General features: G+C 69.3%; 18 protein-coding genes and 4 tRNA genes. 15 read left to right on the plus strand and 7 right to left on the minus strand.

The annotated features are described in order from the left end of the window. Positions 1-135: 135 nt before the first annotated feature. The gene (locus tag ACT9AS_RS13910; RefSeq protein ID WP_445100754.1) at positions 136-2121 is read left to right on the plus strand and encodes a M20/M25/M40 family metallo-hydrolase; all 1986 of its coding nucleotides are present in this window, start codon (positions 136-138) and stop codon (positions 2119-2121) included. Positions 2122-2226: 105 nt separating this feature from the next. Here ACT9AS_RS13910 and ACT9AS_RS13915 read toward each other — a convergent pair whose 3' ends face one another. The 3 genes from ACT9AS_RS13915 to wrbA all read right to left on the minus strand — a co-directional run bounded on the left by ACT9AS_RS13915 (position 2227) and on the right by wrbA (position 3854). After that, entirely contained in the window at positions 2227-2712 is a 486-nt protein-coding gene (locus ACT9AS_RS13915) for an asparaginase domain-containing protein (protein WP_445100755.1), read from the minus strand. A gap of 201 nt (positions 2713-2913) precedes the next feature. Then, positions 2914-3267 (minus strand): DUF2069 domain-containing protein, encoded by a 354-nt coding sequence (locus ACT9AS_RS13920; protein WP_445100756.1) that lies wholly within the window; start codon positions 3265-3267, stop codon positions 2914-2916. Continuing rightward, a complete protein-coding gene (gene wrbA, locus ACT9AS_RS13925) occupies positions 3264-3854 on the minus strand; it encodes an NAD(P)H:quinone oxidoreductase (RefSeq protein WP_445100757.1) in 591 nt (196 codons plus the stop codon). Before wrbA ends, ACT9AS_RS13920 begins: the two co-directional genes overlap by 4 nt. Positions 3855-3936: 82 nt before the next feature. On the opposite strand from wrbA, the gene ACT9AS_RS13930 reads away from it, so the two are divergent. Together ACT9AS_RS13930 and ACT9AS_RS13935 are read left to right on the plus strand one after the other, a co-directional pair. Then, entirely contained in the window at positions 3937-5202 is a 1266-nt protein-coding gene (locus tag ACT9AS_RS13930) for a YihY family inner membrane protein (protein ID WP_445100758.1), read from the plus strand. Positions 5203-5205: 3 nt separating this feature from the next. Then, positions 5206-5838, plus strand: coding sequence for a redoxin domain-containing protein (locus ACT9AS_RS13935; protein ID WP_445100759.1), 633 nt, complete (start codon positions 5206-5208; stop codon positions 5836-5838). Here the strand turns inward: ACT9AS_RS13935 and ACT9AS_RS13940 are convergent. The 4 genes from ACT9AS_RS13940 to hemA all read right to left on the minus strand — a co-directional run bounded on the left by ACT9AS_RS13940 (position 5835) and on the right by hemA (position 10680). Then, positions 5835-7511 (minus strand): O-linked N-acetylglucosamine transferase family protein, encoded by a 1677-nt coding sequence (locus tag ACT9AS_RS13940; RefSeq protein WP_445100760.1) that lies wholly within the window; start codon positions 7509-7511, stop codon positions 5835-5837. The genes ACT9AS_RS13935 and ACT9AS_RS13940 overlap by 4 nt on opposite strands. Positions 7512-7514: 3 nt before the next feature. Then, positions 7515-7967, minus strand: coding sequence for a GNAT family N-acetyltransferase (locus tag ACT9AS_RS13945; RefSeq protein WP_445100761.1), 453 nt, complete (start codon positions 7965-7967; stop codon positions 7515-7517). Positions 7968-8217: 250 nt separating this feature from the next. Beyond that, positions 8218-9303 carry a peptide chain release factor 1 gene (gene prfA / locus ACT9AS_RS13950; RefSeq protein ID WP_445100762.1) on the minus strand — a complete coding sequence of 362 codons (1086 nt, stop codon included), beginning with the start codon at positions 9301-9303 and terminating at the stop codon, positions 8218-8220. Positions 9304-9396: 93 nt separating this feature from the next. Beyond that, the gene (gene hemA, locus ACT9AS_RS13955; protein ID WP_445100763.1) at positions 9397-10680 is read right to left on the minus strand and encodes a glutamyl-tRNA reductase; all 1284 of its coding nucleotides are present in this window, start codon (positions 10678-10680) and stop codon (positions 9397-9399) included. A 122-nt stretch (positions 10681-10802) separates the two neighbouring features. On the opposite strand from hemA, the gene ACT9AS_RS13960 reads away from it, so the two are divergent. The 12 genes from ACT9AS_RS13960 to ACT9AS_RS14015 form a co-directional block, all read left to right on the plus strand. Then, positions 10803-12518 carry a tetratricopeptide repeat protein gene (locus tag ACT9AS_RS13960; RefSeq protein ID WP_445100779.1) on the plus strand — a complete coding sequence of 572 codons (1716 nt, stop codon included), beginning with the start codon at positions 10803-10805 and terminating at the stop codon, positions 12516-12518. After that, a complete protein-coding gene (gene lolB, locus ACT9AS_RS13965; protein ID WP_445100764.1) occupies positions 12515-13162 on the plus strand; it encodes a lipoprotein insertase outer membrane protein LolB in 648 nt (215 codons plus the stop codon). Before ACT9AS_RS13960 ends, lolB begins: the two co-directional genes overlap by 4 nt. A gap of 3 nt (positions 13163-13165) precedes the next feature. Beyond that, positions 13166-14032, plus strand: a complete 867-nt coding sequence (ispE, locus tag ACT9AS_RS13970; protein WP_445100765.1) for a 4-(cytidine 5'-diphospho)-2-C-methyl-D-erythritol kinase — start codon at positions 13166-13168, stop codon at positions 14030-14032. 25 nt (positions 14033-14057) lie between these two features. After that, positions 14058-14134: transfer RNA gene (locus tag ACT9AS_RS13975), tRNA-Gln, on the plus strand. Between the two features lie 61 nt (positions 14135-14195). Next, on the plus strand, positions 14196-15155 hold the full coding sequence (locus ACT9AS_RS13980) for a ribose-phosphate diphosphokinase (protein ID WP_445100766.1): 960 nt from the start codon (positions 14196-14198) through the stop codon (positions 15153-15155). 117 nt (positions 15156-15272) lie between these two features. Then, positions 15273-15938, plus strand: coding sequence for a 50S ribosomal protein L25/general stress protein Ctc (locus ACT9AS_RS13985; protein ID WP_445100767.1), 666 nt, complete (start codon positions 15273-15275; stop codon positions 15936-15938). A gap of 60 nt (positions 15939-15998) precedes the next feature. Beyond that, entirely contained in the window at positions 15999-16580 is a 582-nt protein-coding gene (gene pth, locus ACT9AS_RS13990; RefSeq protein WP_445100768.1) for an aminoacyl-tRNA hydrolase, read from the plus strand. Between the two features lie 55 nt (positions 16581-16635). Continuing rightward, a complete protein-coding gene (gene ychF / locus ACT9AS_RS13995; RefSeq protein WP_445100769.1) occupies positions 16636-17727 on the plus strand; it encodes a redox-regulated ATPase YchF in 1092 nt (363 codons plus the stop codon). A 69-nt stretch (positions 17728-17796) separates the two neighbouring features. Beyond that, a tRNA-Tyr gene (locus ACT9AS_RS14000) sits at positions 17797-17882 on the plus strand. 100 nt (positions 17883-17982) lie between these two features. Next, positions 17983-18056, plus strand: a tRNA-Gly gene (locus tag ACT9AS_RS14005). A 35-nt stretch (positions 18057-18091) separates the two neighbouring features. Next, a tRNA-Thr gene (locus ACT9AS_RS14010) sits at positions 18092-18167 on the plus strand. A 33-nt stretch (positions 18168-18200) separates the two neighbouring features. After that, a partial coding sequence (locus tag ACT9AS_RS14015; RefSeq protein ID WP_445100770.1) for a GTP-binding protein occupies positions 18201-18634 on the plus strand: 434 nt, incomplete at its 3' end.

Raw genomic sequence — 18634 nt, forward strand, 5'->3', positions numbered from 1 at the left:
TCACGGGGCTGGCAAAGATTGCCGGTACGAGGCATCGGCCGGATGGACAGGGGGATCCGGGCAGGGGGGCGTTGTCGACCCATCGCCATACACGGAAAGTCGCCGGGCCACCGGCGTTCCACAAGGAGTGCCCCAATGAACCGCAATACCCGATTGCTGGCCGCGCTGGTCGCGGCAACCCTGTTCGCGGGCGTAGCCCACGCGCAGGGCGACCATCGCCATGCCAGCCCCGAACTGACCGAAAGGCTCGCCCACGACCCCTTTGCACCGGTCTACATCGTCACCTCGCTCGACAGCTACCAGCGCGGCCTGCAAACCATCGCCAGCGCGCCCAGCACCGAGAGCGACGGCATCGGCAACACCTTGGTGATCTCGCGGATACAGGCCCACCAGCTGACCGCCGTGAGTCGGCAGATCCACGCGCAGGAGCATCGCTGCGGCGGCTTCTTCGCGTTCGCCAGCCGCGACGAGGCCGAGGCGTTCCTGGCCAGCGAGCAGAGCGCGCAGGCCATCGCCACGACCTTCGCCGACTACAGCGTCGACAACCAGGCCACGGTCGGTCCGTGGCTGCCGCAGGTTCAGGAGTCCAACATCCGGGCCACCATCGACCACCTCTCAAACGACTACCCGAACCGCTACTACGCCAGCACTTCCGGCCGGCAGTCGGCCGAATGGATCCGCGACAGCTGGGCGGCACTCGCCAACGGCCGCAGCGACGCCAGTGCCGAGCTGTTCACCGGTTGCAGCAACTGCTCGACCCAGCCGTCGGTGATCCTGACCATCGAAGGCACCGACCTGGCCGACGAGGTCGTCGTGCTCGGCGGCCACCTCGACTCGATCTCCAGTTCCGGCAGCGGCAACAACATGGACGCGCCCGGCGCCGACGACGACGCCTCCGGCATCGCGACCCTGACCGAGGTGATCCGGGTCGCGCTGGCCGGCGACTGGAAGCCGCGGCGCACGGTCAAGTTCATGGGTTACGCCGCCGAGGAGGTCGGGCTGCGCGGTTCCAACGCGATCGCCCAGTCGTTCGCCAGCCAGGGCGAGGACGTGGTCGGCGTGCTGCAGCTGGACATGACCAACTACGCCTCGGGTGCATCGGTCGACATGCAGTTGATCACCGACTACTCCAACGCCGACCTGCAGCAGTTCCTGCGCGACATCTTCGACGAGTACCTGGCGCCGCTGGGGCTGACCCGCGGGACCTATACCTGCGGCTACGGCTGCTCCGACCATGCCTCGTGGACCAGTGCCGGCTACCCGGCGGCGATGATGTTCGAGGCCAGTTTCAACAACGACATCCACACCCCGTACGACACCCTGTCCAACATGGGTGGCACCGCCAACGCCTCGGTGCCGCTGGCCAAGCTGGGCCTGGCCTTCCTCGGCGAGCTGGCCAAGACCGAAGGCGGCGGCGACACCGATCCGCCGGACGAGGGCGACGTGCTGGAGAACGGCGTGCCGGTGAGCGGCCTGTCGGCCGGCACGGGCAGCGATGTCGTCTACACGCTGGACGTCCCGCAGGGGGCCAGCGACCTCGACTTCACGATCTCCGGCGGCAGCGGCGACGCCGACCTGTACGTCAACTTCGGCAGCGCACCGACCGACAGCTCGTACGACTGCCGGCCGTACCGCAACGGCAACGCCGAAACTTGCAGCTTCGCGACGCCACAGGCGGGGACCTGGCACGTGCGGGTCAAGGCGTACCAGGCCTTCAGCGGCGTCAGCCTGGTGGCCAACTACACCGTTGATGGTGGCGACGATGGCGGTGGCGACGAGCGCCAGGCCTACGCGAACGACACCGATTACGACGTCAACGACAATGCCACGGTCGAAAGCCCGATCAGCGTGTCCGGTCGCAGCGGCAACGCGCCGGCCGATGCGGTGGTCTCGGTCGACATCCGCCACAGCTACCGCGGCGACCTGCGAGTCGACCTGGTGGCGCCCGACGGCAGCCTCTACAACCTGCACAACCGCGGCGGCGGCAGCGCCAACGACCTGATCGGCAGCTACACGGTGGACCTCTCGAGCGAACCGCTCGACGGCACCTGGAAGCTGCGGGTCAACGACAACTACAGCTACGACGACGGCTACATCAACAGCTGGGGCCTGGAGTTCTGACCGACAGCGCGATGCCCGTACACACAAACGCCCCGGTATTGCCGGGGCGTTTGTTATGCGATGGCTGAACCGGCCCGTTCGGGCCTGCCTGGTCGAGCCAGACTGCTACAGCGACTCGAACCGGTTTGCCTCGACGTTCTTGCGGACCTTCGCCGGGTCCCAGATGCGTCCGTTCATCGCGATGTAGACCCCGGGCGGCAGCGACTGCACCGCGCCGACCGCGGTGCCGATGTTGAACTCGGCATCCGAGCCGCGGAAGCGGGCCGGGTTCAGCGCGCCGGTCAGCACGATGGTCTTGCCCTCGATGTCGCCCAGCACCCTGGCGGTGGCGACCATCGAGTCGGTGCCATGGGTGACCAGCACGTGGCGTGCATCCTGCGCGGCGATGGTCGCCCGGATCAGCTCGCGGTCGGCATCCTCGATGTGCAGCGAGTCCTTGCGCATGATCGGCAGGACGTCGTAGCGGAACGCGACGCCGAGTTCGTCGAGGATGCGCCCGATCTGCGGCTCGCCGATCTGGTAGTCCGACTTGTCGTCGAAGTAGATCTTGTCGATCGTGCCGCCGGTGGTGACGATGCAGAGCTGGTCCATGGGAAGCCGGTGTGCTGGGGACGCTGGATTATACGGTTGGAGGCGGGGCCGGGTTATAACGCTTCGCGGAAAAGGAAGCCCCAAGCGACATGTAGGAGCGACGTAAGTCGCGAACGCGCCGATATCCGGATTCGCCGTGCAATCGCGACTTACCTCGCTCCTACGGTAAACGACGGCGGGTTGTGTGCGGCAACCCGGAGGTCAGCCGCGCTTCCGCTTGAACCGCGCCCGCAGCCCCGGCAGGCTGGCGGCGAACACGATCACCACCGCAAGCAGCAATTCGATCCACGCCAGCCCGCGCTCCTCCGGGCGGATCCACGCAACCAGCACGCCGTGGCTGAACCACGCCAGCGCGAGCACCGCGCTCCACAACCCGGCGGTGCGCGCGCGCCGCCATGCGGCGAACGCGCACAGGGCCGGCGGCAGGCCGAACACCAGCAGCGCGGCCGTGTCCGGATGCGCGCGGCCAAACCAGAACGCATACAGCAGCACCAGCGCGATCAGGCTTGCGATCAGTATCCGCCGGGCCGGCGACAGCGGCGACGTCGCGCTCATGCCAGTTTCGCCGCGACCATCGCGACGCGGCGACCAAGCGCGCGCGCCAAGTGCGCCTCGTCGTCACTGGGCTGCGGATCGTCTGCGCTGCCGGCGACGTGGCTGGCGCCGTACGGCGTGCCACCGCCGCGGGTCGTGCTCAGCAGCGGCTCGGTGAAGGGGATGCCGAGCACCAGGCAACCGTGGTGCAGCAGCGGCACCATCATCGTCAGCAGGGTCGACTCCTGGCCGCCGTGCATGCTCGCGGTCGAGGTGAACACCGCGGCCGGCTTGCCGACCAGGGTGCCGCTGGCCCACTGCGCGCCAAGCCCGTCGAGCCAGTGCTTGAGCGGCGCGGCCATGTTGCCGAAGCGGGTCGGGCTGCCGAGCAGCAGGCCGGCGCACTCGTCGAGGTCGCGCGCCTCGACATAGGGCGCGCCGTCTTCCGGAACCGGTGGCGCCGCGGCCTGGGTCACCGCCGCGACCGGCGGCACCGTGCGCACGCGCGCCTGCATGCCATCGACCTCGCCGATGCCGCGGGCGACATGGCGGGCGAGCCGTGCGACCGAACCGCCGCGGCTGTAGTACAGGACCAGGATCTCGGGCATCGACGCGTCTCGTGCAGGGCAGGCGCCAAGGATAGAGCAAGCTCACGCGCCGGCCCCGACGCCATCGGTTAACCTCCGGCCAATGGAACCGCTGGATTCGCTGTACCGCTGGAGCGACCGCATGCGCGACAAGGCGCGGGCGGGCGCGTTCCTGCGCTTCCTCGCCAGGCGCTTCAACGAGGACGACCTGTTCCAGGCGGCCGGCGCGCTGTCGTTCACCACCGTGTTCGCGCTGGTGCCCCTGTCGATGGTGGTGTTCGGGGTGCTGTCGGGGTTCCCGCTGTTCGCCGAATGGAGCGAGCGGCTCAGCGACTACATCTTCTCCAACTTCGTGCCGACCGCCGCGCGCTCGGTCGAGGACTACCTGCTGCAGTTCTCGACCAACGCCGGCCAGCTGACCGTCGCCGGCGTGATCGCGCTGGTGGTGTCGCTGCTGATCACGCTCAACGGGGTCGAAGCCGCGTTCAACCGGATCTGGCGGGTCCACTCGCACCGGCCGAAACTGGGCCGGTTCCTGGTCTACTGGACGGTGCTGACCCTTGGCGCGCTGGTGGCGGCGGCCAGCCTGGCGCTGTCGGCGCGGTTCTTCGCTTTGTCGATATTCGACACCAGCGCCGGACACGTGCTGGAGGACTTCATGCTGCGCGCCGCGCCGATGGCGCTGGAGCTGCTGGCGATCGCGAGCATCTACAAGGTGGTGCCGCACCGCACGGTGCACTGGCGCCATGCGATCGCCGGTGCCGTGCTGGCCACGCTGCTGTTCGAACTGGTCAAGAGCGGCATCGGCCTGTACCTGGGCACGTTCGGCAACTACTCGAGGATCTACGGCACGCTCGCGTTCGTGCCGATCTTCCTGCTGTGGATCTTCCTGAGCTGGATCGCGGTGCTGCTGGGCGCGTCGCTGGCGTCGTCCATTTCCGCGTTCCGCTACCAGCCGGTGTCGATGCGGCTACCGCACGGCTACGAGTTCTACGGCCTGCTGCGCCTGCTCGCGCGCTTCAACGAGGCGCGTCGCCATGGCCGCGGCCTGCACACCGACGAGATCCAGCAACTGGAGCCGATCCTGACCGATGCGCTGGTGCAGGACATGCTCGGCCAGCTCGTCGAGATCAACGTGGTGCGGCGCGCGGAGGGTGGCGAATGGCTGCTCGCGCGCGACCTCGACGGGTTGCCCCTGTCGGAGCTGTACGAAGCCTGCCACCTGCGCATTCCCATCGCCGAGGCGCACCTGCCGTGCCGCGATGATGCGCTGGGACAATCGGCGGTGGACGCCATGGACGAGTTGCGCGTGCCGCTGCGCAACCTGCTCAAGCGCCGCGTCGGGACCATCCACGCCGAGGAGGAATGATCGATGCGCCATCCCGTTGTCGTCGCCATGCTGGGCGCTCTGCTGGCCGCCACCGCGCTGTCGGCCTGCCAGCCGTCCGATGCACCCGATTCCGATTCCAGCGCCACTGCCGGGCCAGCCCTCGACACCACGCCGTCGACCGGACCGGCGGAGGAACCGACCGCGACCCCGGCGCCGGACGACGGCAACGCCGAAACCGAACGGCCGGTGTTGAAGCTGTCCGCCATCGACGGGTCGGGCTACGACCTCGCGGCGCATCGCGGCAAATGGGTGGTGGTCAATTTCTGGGCGACCTGGTGCGCGCCGTGCCTTAAGGAAATGCCGGAGCTGTCGGCGTTGGACGCGATGCATGAACACATCGAGGTGATCGGCCTGGCCTACGAGGACATCGAGGTGGAGGCGATGCGTGCGTTCCTGGATGAACACCCGGTGGTCTATCCCGTCGCGATCGTCGATACCTACGACCCGCCGGCGGATTTCGAGACGCCGCGGGGGTTGCCGATGACCTACCTGATCGCGCCCGATGGAAGCGTCGCCGAAAAGGTGATCGGGCCGGTCACCGCACGCGAGATCGAAGACGCGATTGCAAGGCATGGTGGCCCCGACGCGGACACGTCAGCACCCGCATCCAGTTAACGCGCCATTGCCCGCACCGCCGCGGCGAAGTCACGGGCGAAGCCGTCCATGTCGAACAGCCTGCCGTCGCGGCGCCGCACCGCGAGTTCCGCGCGCACCGCGGCCAGGGCCTGCGCGTCGCGACCCAGTTCGATTGCACGGGCGATGAAAGCCTCGTCGGTGTCGACGTTCATCGCCTGCATGCCGAGATGATGGTTGAGGCTGCCGGCGACGCGCGCTGCGAACGTGTCGCCCGGCCGGGTCAGCACCGGACAGCCGGCCCACAGGGCGTCGGACGCGGTGGTATGCGCGTTGTACGGCTCGGTGTCCAGGAACAGGTCGGCGTGCTGCAGTCGCGCGAGGTACTCGGCATGCGGCTGCTTGCGCATGAATACCAGGCATTGAGGATCGATGCCCTGCGCCTGCGCGGCGGCACGCAGGCGGTCATCGGCCCGGCCGGGCCCGGAGAGCAGCCACAGGACGCTGCCGGGCACGCCACGCAGCACCGCCAGCAGGCGCGCGACGCTGCGCGGGTTGAGCTTGTAGCTGTTGTTGAAGCAGCACAACACCACGCCTTCGGCCGGCAGGCCGCACTCGGCGCGCGACGGCGGTTGCATCAGTTGGCGTGACGTGTCCGACGGCTGGAAGCAGCGCGGCAGGCGCACGACCTGCTCGCTGAAATGTGCTGCAAGCGTGTCGGGCAGGACGAAGCCATCGGCCAATACGTGGTCGATCCACGGCGCCCCCGAGGTGCCGGGGTAGGCCAGCCAGTTGACCTGCACCGGTGCCGGTCGCATCGCCAGCACCTCGGGCACGCCGCCGCCACCCCAGCCGCGCAGGTCGAACAACACGTCGATGCCAGCATCGCGGATGGCATGGGCAACCTGCGCGTGGTTGCGATTGGCGACGTCGTGAAGCGTGGTCGCGGCGTGCAGGCGCTGGCGGATCGGGCTGCCATCGTCGCGGTTGAGCGCGAACAGGTGGAGGTCGAGCTCGGCGTGGCCGGCCAGTGATTCGAACAGAGCGACCGTCAGCAGCCCGGTCGGATGCGCGCCGAACCCGTTGGACAGGAACCCGGTGCGGATCGTGCCGGCGACGCGCGGCGGCGGGGGCGGCAACGGACGCACGTGGCGCGCGATGTGCGCTGCGCGCAGCCGGGCGCATTGCAACTGTTCGGCGGCGCTGGCGTCCTCGCTGAGGAACGCGAACGGCTCGACCGCGGCGTGGCCCCGGCGCACGGCATCGCGCACCTGCGCCGACAGCGCGTCGAGATCACGCCAGTCGCACAGCTTGCGGCGCCAGGCCAACAGGTAGGCCGCCAGTTGCGGTTCGCCCGGCGCCAGCGCATGGGCACGGGCGTACGCGTCGGAAGCGGCCTCGGCTTCGCCGTTGTCCTCCAGCGCATGGCCGAGCCAGACCGCGATGCCGGGATGGTTCGGGGCAGTACTCGCCGCCGCGCGCAGGCTGGCGACGGCGTCGTCGCGACGACCCAGCATCCACTGCGCACGGCCGAGGCGGGCGAGGGCTTCGGGGTGGCCGGGGCGCAGGCTCAGGGCGCGATGGCATGCCGCCTCGCCCGCGACGGCATCGCCGGCCTCCAGTTCGGCATCGGCAAGGATGATCCAGGCCATCGCATCGTGTGGCGCGCGCTGCGTCGCCAGGCGGGCCTGCTGGCGCGGGTCGGCGTGCTGCATCGCTCAGTCGCCGTCCAGTGGCAAGGCGTACCACTGGCTGGGTTCTTCCTGCCAGCCGGCATCGCGGTACAACGCGCGTGCGGCGGTGTTGTCGACCGTGGTCTCGAGCACGATGCGCACCGCGCCGTCGTCGCGGGCGAGGTCCGCGGCGGCATCGAGCAGGCCGCGGGCAACGCCGCCGCGACGCGCGCCAGCGTCGACGTAGAGGTCGTTGAGTACCCACATGCGCGCGGCGCGCACCGAGGAGAACATCGGATAGAGCTGGGTGAAGCCGACCGCTTGGCCGTCACGCTCGGCCAGCAGCACGATGGATTCATCGGCCCCGATACGGTCGGCGAGGAACGCGCGTGCACGCGGCAGGTCGCCGGGCTGGCCGTAGAAGCGGCGGTACGCGTCGAACAGCGGTGCGACAGCGTCGAGGTCGGCGGAGGTCGCGCGGCGGATCGCAAGCGTCATCGGAAGTCCTCGCAGGAAACGGCAATGGCCATTGTAGGAGCGACTTGTAGGAGCGACGTAAGTCGCGATTTCACTGATTCATCGTTGCCGCGTGTTGAGCGCGCTGTTGCGGGTGCATCAATCAGGCATTCGGGCAGGCGTGGCGTATCGATTGGCGACCGTCAGTGAAATCGCGACTTACGTCGCTCCTACAGTCGGGTGCGATGACCAAGGCCGGTCCGGCGTGTCGGGGCGAATGCGGTTTCGGGCGTCACGCGCCCTGCGTCAGCCGCGCCAGTTCGTCGGCCTGGTGCTCCTGCTGCAACCGCGCGATCAATGCATCGAGGTCGCCGGTCAGCACGTTCGGCAGGTCGTACAGGGTCAGGCCGTCGACCCGGTGGTCGGTGATCCGGCCCTGCGGGTAGTTGTAGGTGCGGATGCGCTGGCTGCGGTCGCCGCTGCCGACCTGCAGCTTGCGGTCCTGCGCGATCGCGGCGGCGGCCTTGGCGGCCTGCGCCTCGGCGAGGTTGGCGGCGAGGCGCTTCATCGCCTTGTCGCGGTTGGCGTGCTGGCTGCGTTCGGTCTGGCTCTCGACCACGAAGCCGGTCGGGATGTGGGTGATGCGGATCGCCGAGTCGGTCTTGTTGACGTGCTGGCCGCCGGCGCCGGAGGAGCGGAAGGTGTCGATCCGCAGGTCGGACGCGTTGATCTCGATCGGCTCGCCCTCGGGCTCGACCGCGATGATCGCGACCGTCGCCGCGGAGGTGTGGATGCGGCCCTGCGATTCGGTCTCGGGCACGCGTTGGACGCGATGGGTCCCGGATTCGAACTTCAGCCGCGAGTACGCGCCGCGGCCCTCGATGCGCGCGACGACCTCCTTGAAGCCGCCGTGCTCGCCGGGGCTGGCCGATTCGACCTCGACCCGCCAGCCCTGGCGCTCGGCGTAGCGCGAATACATCCGGAACAGGTCGCCGGCGAAGATCGCCGCTTCGTCGCCGCCGGTGCCGGCGCGGACTTCGAGGTAGATGTCGCCGTCGTCGCGCGGGTCCTTGGGGATCATCTGCGCGAGCAGCTCGGCATCGAGCTGCTCGAGCCGCTCGGTCGCGGCGGCGATTTCCTCCTCGGCCAGCTCGCCCAGTTCCGGGTCGTTGCGCATCGCCTGGGCGGCGGCGAGGTCGGCCTTGGCGGCGGCCTCGTCGGCCAGCGCGGTGGCGATCGGTTCGAGCTGGGCGAATTCGCGCGACAGCGTGCGGAAGCGCTTGGCATCGCCGATCACGCCGGGGTCGGCGAGCAGGCGCTCGAGCTCCTCGCGGCGTTCGGCGAGGGCTTCGAGTTTGCGGCGCAGGGTAGGGGTCATCGGGGTGTCGTCGGCTCGCGGGCGGGGGCGAAGCAGGCTTCGCGGCAGCCCGCGACAAACGCGCGCGCTGCGACAAGGATAAGCGGGGCGACGCTAACGGGCGTCGGCGCCAGCGTCGGCGTCCTGCTCGCGACCGGTCGACGGGAACAGCTTCTCGGTGGCGCGCGCCAGTTCCGTGGTGCCGGCCAGCGCTTCCTCGCGCAATGCCACGGTCGGCGCGTGCAGCAGGCGGTTGGTCAGGGTGTGGGCGAGGAAATCGAGCACCGCGTCCGGCGCCTCGCCCGCGGCGAGTTGCGCCCGCGCCTTGGCCAGCACTTCGGCCTGGGCGATCTCGCCGTGCGCGCGCAGGCGCTTGAGCGGCCCGGTGCGACCGCGTGCGGCGAACGATTCCATGAAGCGCGCGACCTGCAGCTCGACGATCGCCTCGGCCTCGGTGGCGGCCTCACGACGGCTGCGGCGGTTGTCCTCGATCGCGCGTTCAAGGTCGTCGACGGTGTAGAGGAACACGTCGTCGAGCCCGGCGACGTCGGCGGCGATGTCGCGCGGCACCGCCAGGTCGAGCAGCAGCATCGGCCGGTGCCTGCGGCTGGCCAGCGCGGCGGCGACCTGCGCGCGCTGCAACACCGGTTCGCGGCTGGCGGTCGCCGACAGCACGATGTCGGCCTCGCCGAGGTGGCGGTCGAGTTCGCCCAGCGGCAGCGCGACGCCGCCGTGGCGGCTGGCCAGTTCCTGCGCGTGGGCGAGGGTGCGGTTGGCGATCAGCAGGCGCTTGGCCCTGGCCTGCACCAGGTGCCGCGCGGCCAGTTCGACGGTCTCGCCGGCGCCGATCAGCAGCACGGTCGAGTCTTCCAGCCGGGCGAACGACTCCTGCGCCAGCCGCACCGCGGCGGACGCGACCGACACCGGGTTGGCACCGATCCGGGTGTCGGTGCGGGCGCGCTTGGCGGTGGTGAAGGTGTGCTGGAACAGCCGGTCGAGCTGGCTGCCGAGGCTGCCGGACGCCCGCGCGGTGGCCCAGGCGTCCTTGACCTGGCCGAGGATCTGCGGCTCGCCGAGCACCAGCGAATCCAGCCCGGTCGCGACCCGGAACAGGTGGCGCACCGCATCGGCATCGCGATGGCGGTACAGGTAGGCGTGCAGGTCGCCAACCTCGCCGGGATGGGTCGCGAGCCAGTCGGCCACCGTGCTGCCGTCGTCGTCGCTGACCGCGTAGACCTCGGTGCGGTTGCAGGTCGACAGCAGGGCCGCCTCGCGGACTTGCGGCAACGCGCGCAGCGCCGCCAGCGCCGCGGGCACCGCGTCGGCGGAGAATGCCACCCGTTCGCGCAGGCTGACCGGCGCGGTCTGGTGGTTGAGGCCGAGGACAAACAGGGACATGGCGGAGCTGGACTACCCGTTCAGGTGCTTGCGATAAGCTGCTGGCTGCTGAAGGTCGCCATTCTACCGGCCCGGCGAAATCGAGGGATTTGCACCCGATGCCCCACGCTTTGCATCCGTTCATGGCGTTGCGCCGGCCCGCCACCGGCGTTGCATTCGCCGTCGCGCTGGCCCTGGCCGGCGCGACCGCCCAGGCCGCGGCCGGCACCGCCCTGCGGGCCGATCCGTCGCAGGCCGCGTCGCTGCCGTCGGATGATCCCGTGGTCGAGGCGCTGGAGCCGCTGCTGGCGGCTGAATTCGCGGTCCAGTCCGGCCGGCTCGACGATGCCGCCCGCTGGTACCTGGAGGCCGCCCGCGCCGCGCGCGATGTCGAACTGGCCGAGCGCGCCACCCGGATCGCCCTGCTCGCCGGGGACAACGCCCGCGCCGCGCAGGCGCTGGAACTGTGGCGCCGGCAGGGCGGCGAAGGCACCAGCCTGCTCGCTGCCGAGGCCACCCTGGCGCTGCGCGACAACAGGGAACGCGTCGCCCGCAAGCACCTGGTCGAACTGCTGCAAACGCCCGGCGACGACGGCTGGCGGCAGGCGTTGGGCGTGGTCGCGGGCGGAGCACGCGACCCGGAACAGGCCGCGACCGTGCTGGAGCGGCTGGTCGAGGGCGGCCGCATCCCCGACAACCTGCAGGCCTGGCTGGCCTTTGGCGGCCTCGCCCAGCGGATGGGTCAACCCGGCTTGGCCGAGACCATCGTCACCGAGGTGGTCCGGCGGTTTCCCGGCGAACCGCGGGTGGCTCTGCTACGCGCGAGCCAGTTGCGCGAGGCCGACAGGGACGACGAAGCCCGCAAGGTCTTGGAGTCACTCGCCGAACAGGCCAGTGGCAACGCCGAACTGCGCCTGGCGATGGCCTACGAATACGACGCGCTCGGCGACCTCGGCGCGGCCTCGGCGATCCTCGCGCGCGGCCCGCAGGACGACCAGACCTACGCCCTGCGCGCCTCGCTGCTGGCCCGCGCCGAGGACAAGGGCGCCCTGGCCGGGCTCTACGAGGAACTGCGCCGCACCGCCGCCAAGCCCGACCCCTCGCGACGCCTGCTGCTCGGCCAGATGGCCGAATTCCTGGATCGTTTCGACGAGGCACTGGGCTGGTACGAAGGGGTTCCCGGCGGTCCGCAGCGCTGGCCGGCGCGTTTGCGCAGCGCCAACGTGCTGCATGAACTCCAGCGCAGCGAAGAGAGCTACGGCCTGCTGCACGACATCCAGGCCGACGCGGCCGCGCCCGACGATGCCCGGCGCGACGCCTACCTGCTGGAAGCGTCGCTGCTGGAGGAAGACGGTACGCCCGAGGCGGAGATGGACGCCTTCGCCCGCGGCCTCGCGGCGTTCCCCGACGACCTCGAAATCCTCTACGCCCGCGCCCTGAGCTGGGAGCGCCGCGACGACATCGCCCGCGCCGAGGCCGACCTGCGCCGGTTGCTGGTGATCGAGCCCGAATCGGTCGCCGCGCTCAACGCGCTGGGCTACACCCTGGCCGACCGCACCAGCCGTTACCAGGAGGCGCTGGAGTTGATCAATCGCGCCCGCGCGGCCGAGCCCGACAATGCCGCGATCATCGACAGCTACGGCTGGGTGCTCTACCGGCTCGGCCGCAACGAAGAGGCGCTGGGCGAGCTGCGTCGCGCCTTCGCCCTGCAGAAGGACGCCGAAATCGGCGCCCACCTCGGCGAAGTGCTGTGGGTGCTTGGCAAGCGCGAGGAAGCCCGCGAGTACTTCCGCCAGGCGCGCGAACTCGACCCCGACAACCGCGCCCTGCAGCGCGCACTGGAAAAGACCGGCGCATGAGAATCTCCAGCTACCTCCGCCCGGCGATCGCCATCGCCGCACTGGCGCTGTTGCTCGCCGCCTGCGCGCCCGCTCCGGTCCGTCCCGACCTGACCCCGGCCCAGGTCGCCGCCGCCGAGGCCGCGCAGCTTGGGCGCGAGGCGGAGCTGCGCGGGCGAGGGGACTGGTCGCTGGCGGGCCGCATCGCGGTATCCAACCGCGGCAAGGGCGGCAGCGGCCGGATCGAATGGAGCCAGCGCGGCGCGGCCTACGAGGTCGCGCTCAGTGCGCCGGTGACCCGCCAGGGCTGGCGCCTGTCCGGCGATGCCGGCCATGCGTTGCTGGAAGGGCTCGAAGGCGGCCCGCGCACCGGCTCCGATGCGCGCCTGCTGCTGCTCGAGGCGACCGGCTGGGACATCCCGGTGCAGGCGCTGTCCGAGTGGATCCGAGGCGCCCGCGCTTCCTCCCTCGGGCCGGCGCGCATCCAGTACGGGGTCAATGGCCTGCCCTGGTCGATCGAGCAGGGCGGCTGGCTGATCGAATACCAGTGGCCGGAATCCGACCCGGCCGAGCCCGACGGCACCCCGCTGTTGCCCACCCGTCTCGACGCCACTCGCGGCGAGGCGTCGGTGAAACTGCTGGTCGACGAGTGGGGCGGGGCCTAGCCGATGGTGGACCACGCCGGTTGGAGCGACTGGCCCGCGCCAGCCAAGCTCAACCTGTTCCTGCGCATCCCCGGCCGACGCGCGGACGGCTACCACCTGCTGCAGACGGTGTTCCGGCTGCTCGACTGGGGCGACACGGTCCGCCTGCGGCCGCGCGACGACGGCCGGATCGTCCGCCATGGCGAGTCCGTGGCGGGTGTCGCCGAAGCCGACGACCTGATGGTGCGGGCGGCAAAACTTCTGCAAACGGCATCAAAAACCGGTAAAGGCGCCGATATCAGCGTCGAAAAGCGGATTCCGGCGGGCGGCGGTTTCGGCGGCGGCTCGTCCGATGCGGCAACGGTGCTGGTCGCGCTCGACACGCTTTGGGATACCCGTCTCGGGCTGGATCGCCTGGCCGGGCTGGGGTTGCAACTGGGCGCCGACGTGCCGGTGTTCGTCCGCGGCGACAACGCCTGGGGCGAGGGCATCGGCGAGATCCTGAGCCCGGTCCGGCTGCCGCCCGCGTGGTACCTGCTGGTCGATCCGGGTGTCCAGGTGCCGACCGCCGAACTGTATCGCGCGCCCGAATTGACGCGCGATGCGTCGCCCGCGACAATGTCCGACTTCGTTTCGGGCGTACCGCTCGGGAACGCGTTCGAGCCGGTGTTGCGCGGGCGCGAACCGGCCGTCGAGACCGTGTTTGCAGCCTTGTCGCGGGTCGGCACGCCGCACCTGACCGGCTCCGGCAGTGGTTGCTTCGTCGAATTCGCCACCCGCGAAGCCGCCGAGGCGGCGCTGGCGGAATTGCCAGGGGGCCTTCGGGCCCGAGTCGCGGCGGGCGTTGCGCGTTCACCGCTGCACGTCGCGCTCGAGGCCTGCAAGCAGTAGATACAAGCGTTGGACAAGTTACCGCAGGGGCGTCGCCAAGAGGCCCAAGGCACCAGGTTTTGATCCTGGCATTCGTAGGTTCGAATCCTACCGCCCCTGCCAGACATGCAAGGCAACTGCCGGGTCCCGGCACCGCCAGGTCAGAGCGAAGCGGAGTAAACACGTGCAAAACGATCCCGGCCTGCTGGTCTTCAGTGGCAATGCGAACCGCCCGCTCGCGCAGGCGGTGTGCAAGGAACTCGGCATCCGTCCCGGCAAGGCCCAGATCGGGCGCTTTTCCGATGGCGAGGTGCAGGTCGAGATCGAGGAGAACGTGCGCCGGCAGGAGGCGTTCGTTATCCAGCCGACCTGCGCGCCCAGCGCCGAGAACCTGGTCGAGCTGCTGGTGTTGATCGACGCGCTCAAGCGCGCCTCGGTCAGCTCGGTCACTGCGGTGGTGCCGTACTTCGGCTACGCCCGGCAGGATCGCCGCCCGCGCTCCTCGCGCGTGCCGATCACGGCCAAGGTCGCGGCCAAGATGTTCGGCGCGGTCGGCTGCGACCGCGTGCTGACGGTCGACCTGCACGCCGACCAGATCCAGGGCTTCTTCGACATGCCCGTGGACAACGTCTACGCCTCGCCGCTGCTGCTGGCCGATATCTGGCGCGCGCATGGCACCGACAACCTGATCGTGGTCAGCCCCGACGTCGGCGGCGTGGTCCGCGCCCGCGCGATCGCCAAGCGCCTCGACGACGCCGACCTGGCGATCATCGACAAGCGCCGCCCGCGCGCCAACGTCGCCACCGTGATGAACATCATCGGCGACGTGGCCGGCAAGACCTGCGTGCTGGTCGACGACATCGTCGACACCGCAGGCACCCTGTGCGCCGCCGCTGCCGCGTTGAAGGCGCAGGGCGCCACCAAGGTCGTCGCCTACTGCACCCACCCGGTGCTGTCGGGCGCGGCGATCAGCAACATCAGCGGGTCGGAGCTCGATGAGCTGGTGGTCACCGACACCATCCCGCTGACCGATGCCGCCCGCGAGTGCGGCAGGGTCCGCCAGCTCAGCGTCGCCGAGTTGCTGGCCGAAACCATCCGCCGGATCGCCTTCGGCGAGTCGGTCAGCTCGCTGTACGTCGATTGATCCAACCCGGAATTCGCGATGCCGGAGCAGTCCGGCGCCGCAATGCGCTCACCTGGTCGCGGGTGAGCGTTTCCACCGCCGCGAGGCGGTTCAATGCAAGCAAAGTGAGTAACTGAAATGTCTGATCACACCATCAAGGCCACTGGCCGCAGTGTCGAGGGGAAGGGTGCGAGCCGCCGCCTGCGCCACGCCGCCAGCATCCCGGCCATCGTCTATGGCGGCAAGGCCGCGCCGCAGCCGATCCAGCTCGACCACGAGCAGATCTGGCTGGCCAACAAGCACGAGTGGTTCTACTCGTCGATCCTGGACCTGGACATCGACGGCAAGGTCGAGCAGGTGCTGCTGCGTGACATGCAGCGCCACCCGTACAAGCAGCTGATCATGCACCTGGACTTCCAGCGCGTTGACGCCAAGCAGGCGATCAAGGTCGCGGTGCCGCTGCACTTCCTGAACGTCGAGCAGTCGCCGGCCGGCAAGGCCTCCGACGTCGTGGTCACCCACGAGCTCAACGAGGTCAACATCAGCTGCCTGCCGAAGGACCTGCCGGAGTTCATCGAGATCGATCTCGCCGGCCTGACCCTGGGCCAGACCGTGCACCTGTCGGAGCTGAAGCTGCCGAAGGGCGTGGAGATCCCGGAGCTGAAGCTGGGCAAGGAGCACGACGTCGCCGTGGTCGTGGCGCGCCAGGGCCGGGTCGATGTCGAGGCCACCGAGGGCGCGACCGAAGCCGAGGCCGCCGCGGCCGAAGTGCCGGCGGCCAAGGTCGAGAAGGACGAGGAATAAGCCAGCGTCCGGCCGGCATGTCCCCTGCGGGCGTGCCGGCCTGCTGGTTGTTCCCCTTCGATGGCCGGACTGCGTCTCATCGTCGGGCTGGGCAATCCCGGTCCCGAGCACATCCGGACCCGGCACAACGCCGGGTTCTGGTTTGTGGACGCCGTGGCGGAAAAGTTCGGCGGCCGTTTCAACGTGGATTCCAAGCTGTTCGGCGAGACCTGCAGGGTCGAAATCGCCGGCCAGCCGGTCTGGCTGTTGAAGCCGGCCACCTTCATGAACCTGTCGGGCAAGTCGGTCACCGCGGCCCTGCGCTACTGGAAGATCGAGCCGGAGCAGGCACTGCTCGCGCATGACGAGCTCGACCTGCCCCCGGGTACCGCGCGACTCAAGTTCGATGGCGGCCACGGCGGCCAGAACGGCCTGCGTGACACCATGCGCCTGCTCGGCCACGGCGGTTTCCACCGCCTGCGGGTCGGCATTGGCCATCCCGGCCACAAGGACCGCGTCACCCCATGGGTGCTCGGGCGGCCCGGTGGTGACGACGAAACGTTGATCCTGCGCGCCATCGACGACGCGATCGACGTGATGCCGCTGGCGGTCGATGGCGATTTCAACGAGGCGATGAAGCGCCTGCACACGCCGCGCTCCTGAGCGGCCAGGCAAGACATCCCGGTTCCACCCAATCAATCAAAGCGAGTAAAGCGTCATGGGCATCAAATGCGGCATCGTCGGCCTGCCCAACGTCGGCAAGTCGACCCTCTTCAATGCCCTGACCAAGGCCGGCATCGCCGCGGCCAATTTTCCGTTCTGCACGATCGAGCCCAACGTCGGCGTGGTGCCCGTGCCGGACCCGCGGTTGAACGCGCTGGCCGAAATCGTCAAGCCGCAGAAATGCATCCCCACGGCGGTCGAGTTCGTCGACATCGCCGGGCTGGTCGCGGGTGCGGCCAGCGGCGAGGGCCTGGGCAACAAGTTCCTCGCCCACATCCGCGAGGTCGACGCGATCACCCACGTGGTTCGCTGCTTCGAGAACGACGACGTGATCCACGTCAACAACAGGATCGACCCGATCGCCGACATCGACACGATCGACACCGAGCTGGCGCTGGCCGACCTCGACTCGGTCGAGCGCGCCCTGCAGCGCGCCGAGCGCAGCGCCAAGACCGGCGACAAGGAGGCCAAGGCCCGTGTCGAGGTGCTGGCGCGCGTGCGCGAAGGCCTCGACGCCGGCAAGCCGGCGCGCGCGCTGGCGCTGTCCGACGATGACCGGCTGGCGGTGCGCGACCTGTTCCTGCTGACCCTGAAGCCGGTGATGTACGTCGCCAACGTGCTCGAGGACGGTTTCGACAACAACCCGCACCTCGAGGCGGTGCGTGCCCGCGCGGTCACCGAGGGCGCCGAGGTGGTGCCGGTGTCGGCCGCGATCGAGGAGGAGCTGAGCCAGCTGGACGATGCCGACCGCGACGAGTTCCTGTCCGACCTCGGCCTCGACGAGCCCGGCCTGAACCGGGTGATCCGCGCCGCCTACACGTTGCTGGGCCTGCAGACCTACTTCACCGCCGGGGTCAAGGAAGTCCGTGCCTGGACCGTCAAGGGCGGTTCGACCGCGCCGCAGGCCGCCGCGGTGATCCATACCGACTTCGAGAAGGGCTTCATCCGCGCCGAGACGATCGGCTACGACGACTTCATCAAGTACAAGGGCGAAGCCGGTGCCCGCGACGCCGGACGGCTGCGCCTGGAAGGCAAGGAGTACCGTGTGCAGGAAGGCGATGTCCTGCACTTCCGCTTCAACGTGTAGGTCGATTGAAAAAACCCCGAATCCGGCATTGACTTCCCGGCAAACGCGCCCCAGAATTGCGGGCTCTTTGGAGGGATACCCAAGCGGCCAACGGGGGCAGACTGTAAATCTGCTGGCTTACGCCTTCGGTGGTTCGAATCCACCTCCCTCCACCAGCTTCCGGTCGACATGCGGCACGTCGGCCCGGCAGGTGGAGAAGCACCACCCGGATGCCTTACCAGCAACCGGTGCAGTACCCAAGCAGGTTTGTCCGGCGCGGGAGTAGTTCAATGGTAGAACCTCAGCCTTCCAAGCTGATGGTGCGGGTTCGATCCCCGTCTCCCGCTCCATTGATGCCGCGACGAAATGCCTGCTGGAACAACTTGCTCACGTAGCTCAGTCGGTAGAGCACCTCCTTGGTAAGGAGGAGGTCGAAGGTTCGATTCCTTTCGTGAGCACCACATTTCAACTTCGCACACCATTGAGAAGCAGCCATGGCCAAGGGTAAGTTCGAGCGCACCAAGCCGCACGTGAACGTCGGCACGATCGGTCACGTCGACCACGGCAAGACCACGCTGACCGCAGCGCTGACCAAGGTGGGCGCGGAGCGTTTCGGTGGCGAGTTCAGCGCGTACGACGCGATCGACCGTGCGCCGGAAGAGAAGGCGCGTGGCATCACGATCTCGACCTCGCACGTGGAATACGAATCGCCGATCCGCCATTACGCGCACGTCGATTGCCCGGGCCACGCCGACTACGTGAAGAACATGATCACCGGTGCGGCGCAGATGGACGGCGCGATCCTGGTGTGCTCGGCCGCTGACGGCCCGATGCCGCAGACCCGCGAGCACATCCTGCTGGCGCGCCAGGTCGGCGTGCCGTACATCGTGGTGTTCCTGAACAAGGCCGACATGGTCGACGACGCCGA

This window comes from Lysobacter sp. F60174L2, assembly GCF_052547135.1.

Excerpts from the sequence above, each read along its gene's own strand:
- ACT9AS_RS13985 (WP_445100767.1), top strand. The coding sequence starts at position 15,273 with ATGTCTGATCACACCATCAAGGCCACTGGCCGCAGTGTCGAGGGGAAG.
- ACT9AS_RS13930 (WP_445100758.1), top strand. The coding sequence starts at position 3,937 with ATGGAACCGCTGGATTCGCTGTACCGCTGGAGCGACCGCATGCGCGAC.
- ACT9AS_RS13960 (WP_445100779.1), top strand. The coding sequence starts at position 10,803 with ATGGCGTTGCGCCGGCCCGCCACCGGCGTTGCATTCGCCGTCGCGCTG.
- hemA (WP_445100763.1), bottom strand. The coding sequence starts at position 10,680 with ATGTCCCTGTTTGTCCTCGGCCTCAACCACCAGACCGCGCCGGTCAGC.
- ispE (WP_445100765.1), top strand. The coding sequence starts at position 13,166 with ATGGTGGACCACGCCGGTTGGAGCGACTGGCCCGCGCCAGCCAAGCTC.
- lolB (WP_445100764.1), top strand. The coding sequence starts at position 12,515 with ATGAGAATCTCCAGCTACCTCCGCCCGGCGATCGCCATCGCCGCACTG.
- prfA (WP_445100762.1), bottom strand. The coding sequence starts at position 9,303 with ATGACCCCTACCCTGCGCCGCAAACTCGAAGCCCTCGCCGAACGCCGC.
- ACT9AS_RS13920 (WP_445100756.1), bottom strand. The coding sequence starts at position 3,267 with ATGAGCGCGACGTCGCCGCTGTCGCCGGCCCGGCGGATACTGATCGCA.
- ACT9AS_RS13915 (WP_445100755.1), bottom strand. The coding sequence starts at position 2,712 with ATGGACCAGCTCTGCATCGTCACCACCGGCGGCACGATCGACAAGATC.
- pth (WP_445100768.1), top strand. The coding sequence starts at position 15,999 with ATGGCCGGACTGCGTCTCATCGTCGGGCTGGGCAATCCCGGTCCCGAG.
- ACT9AS_RS13940 (WP_445100760.1), bottom strand. The coding sequence starts at position 7,511 with ATGCAGCACGCCGACCCGCGCCAGCAGGCCCGCCTGGCGACGCAGCGC.
- wrbA (WP_445100757.1), bottom strand. The coding sequence starts at position 3,854 with ATGCCCGAGATCCTGGTCCTGTACTACAGCCGCGGCGGTTCGGTCGCA.
- ychF (WP_445100769.1), top strand. The coding sequence starts at position 16,636 with ATGGGCATCAAATGCGGCATCGTCGGCCTGCCCAACGTCGGCAAGTCG.
- ACT9AS_RS13910 (WP_445100754.1), top strand. The coding sequence starts at position 136 with ATGAACCGCAATACCCGATTGCTGGCCGCGCTGGTCGCGGCAACCCTG.
- ACT9AS_RS13945 (WP_445100761.1), bottom strand. The coding sequence starts at position 7,967 with ATGACGCTTGCGATCCGCCGCGCGACCTCCGCCGACCTCGACGCTGTC.
- ACT9AS_RS13935 (WP_445100759.1), top strand. The coding sequence starts at position 5,206 with ATGCGCCATCCCGTTGTCGTCGCCATGCTGGGCGCTCTGCTGGCCGCC.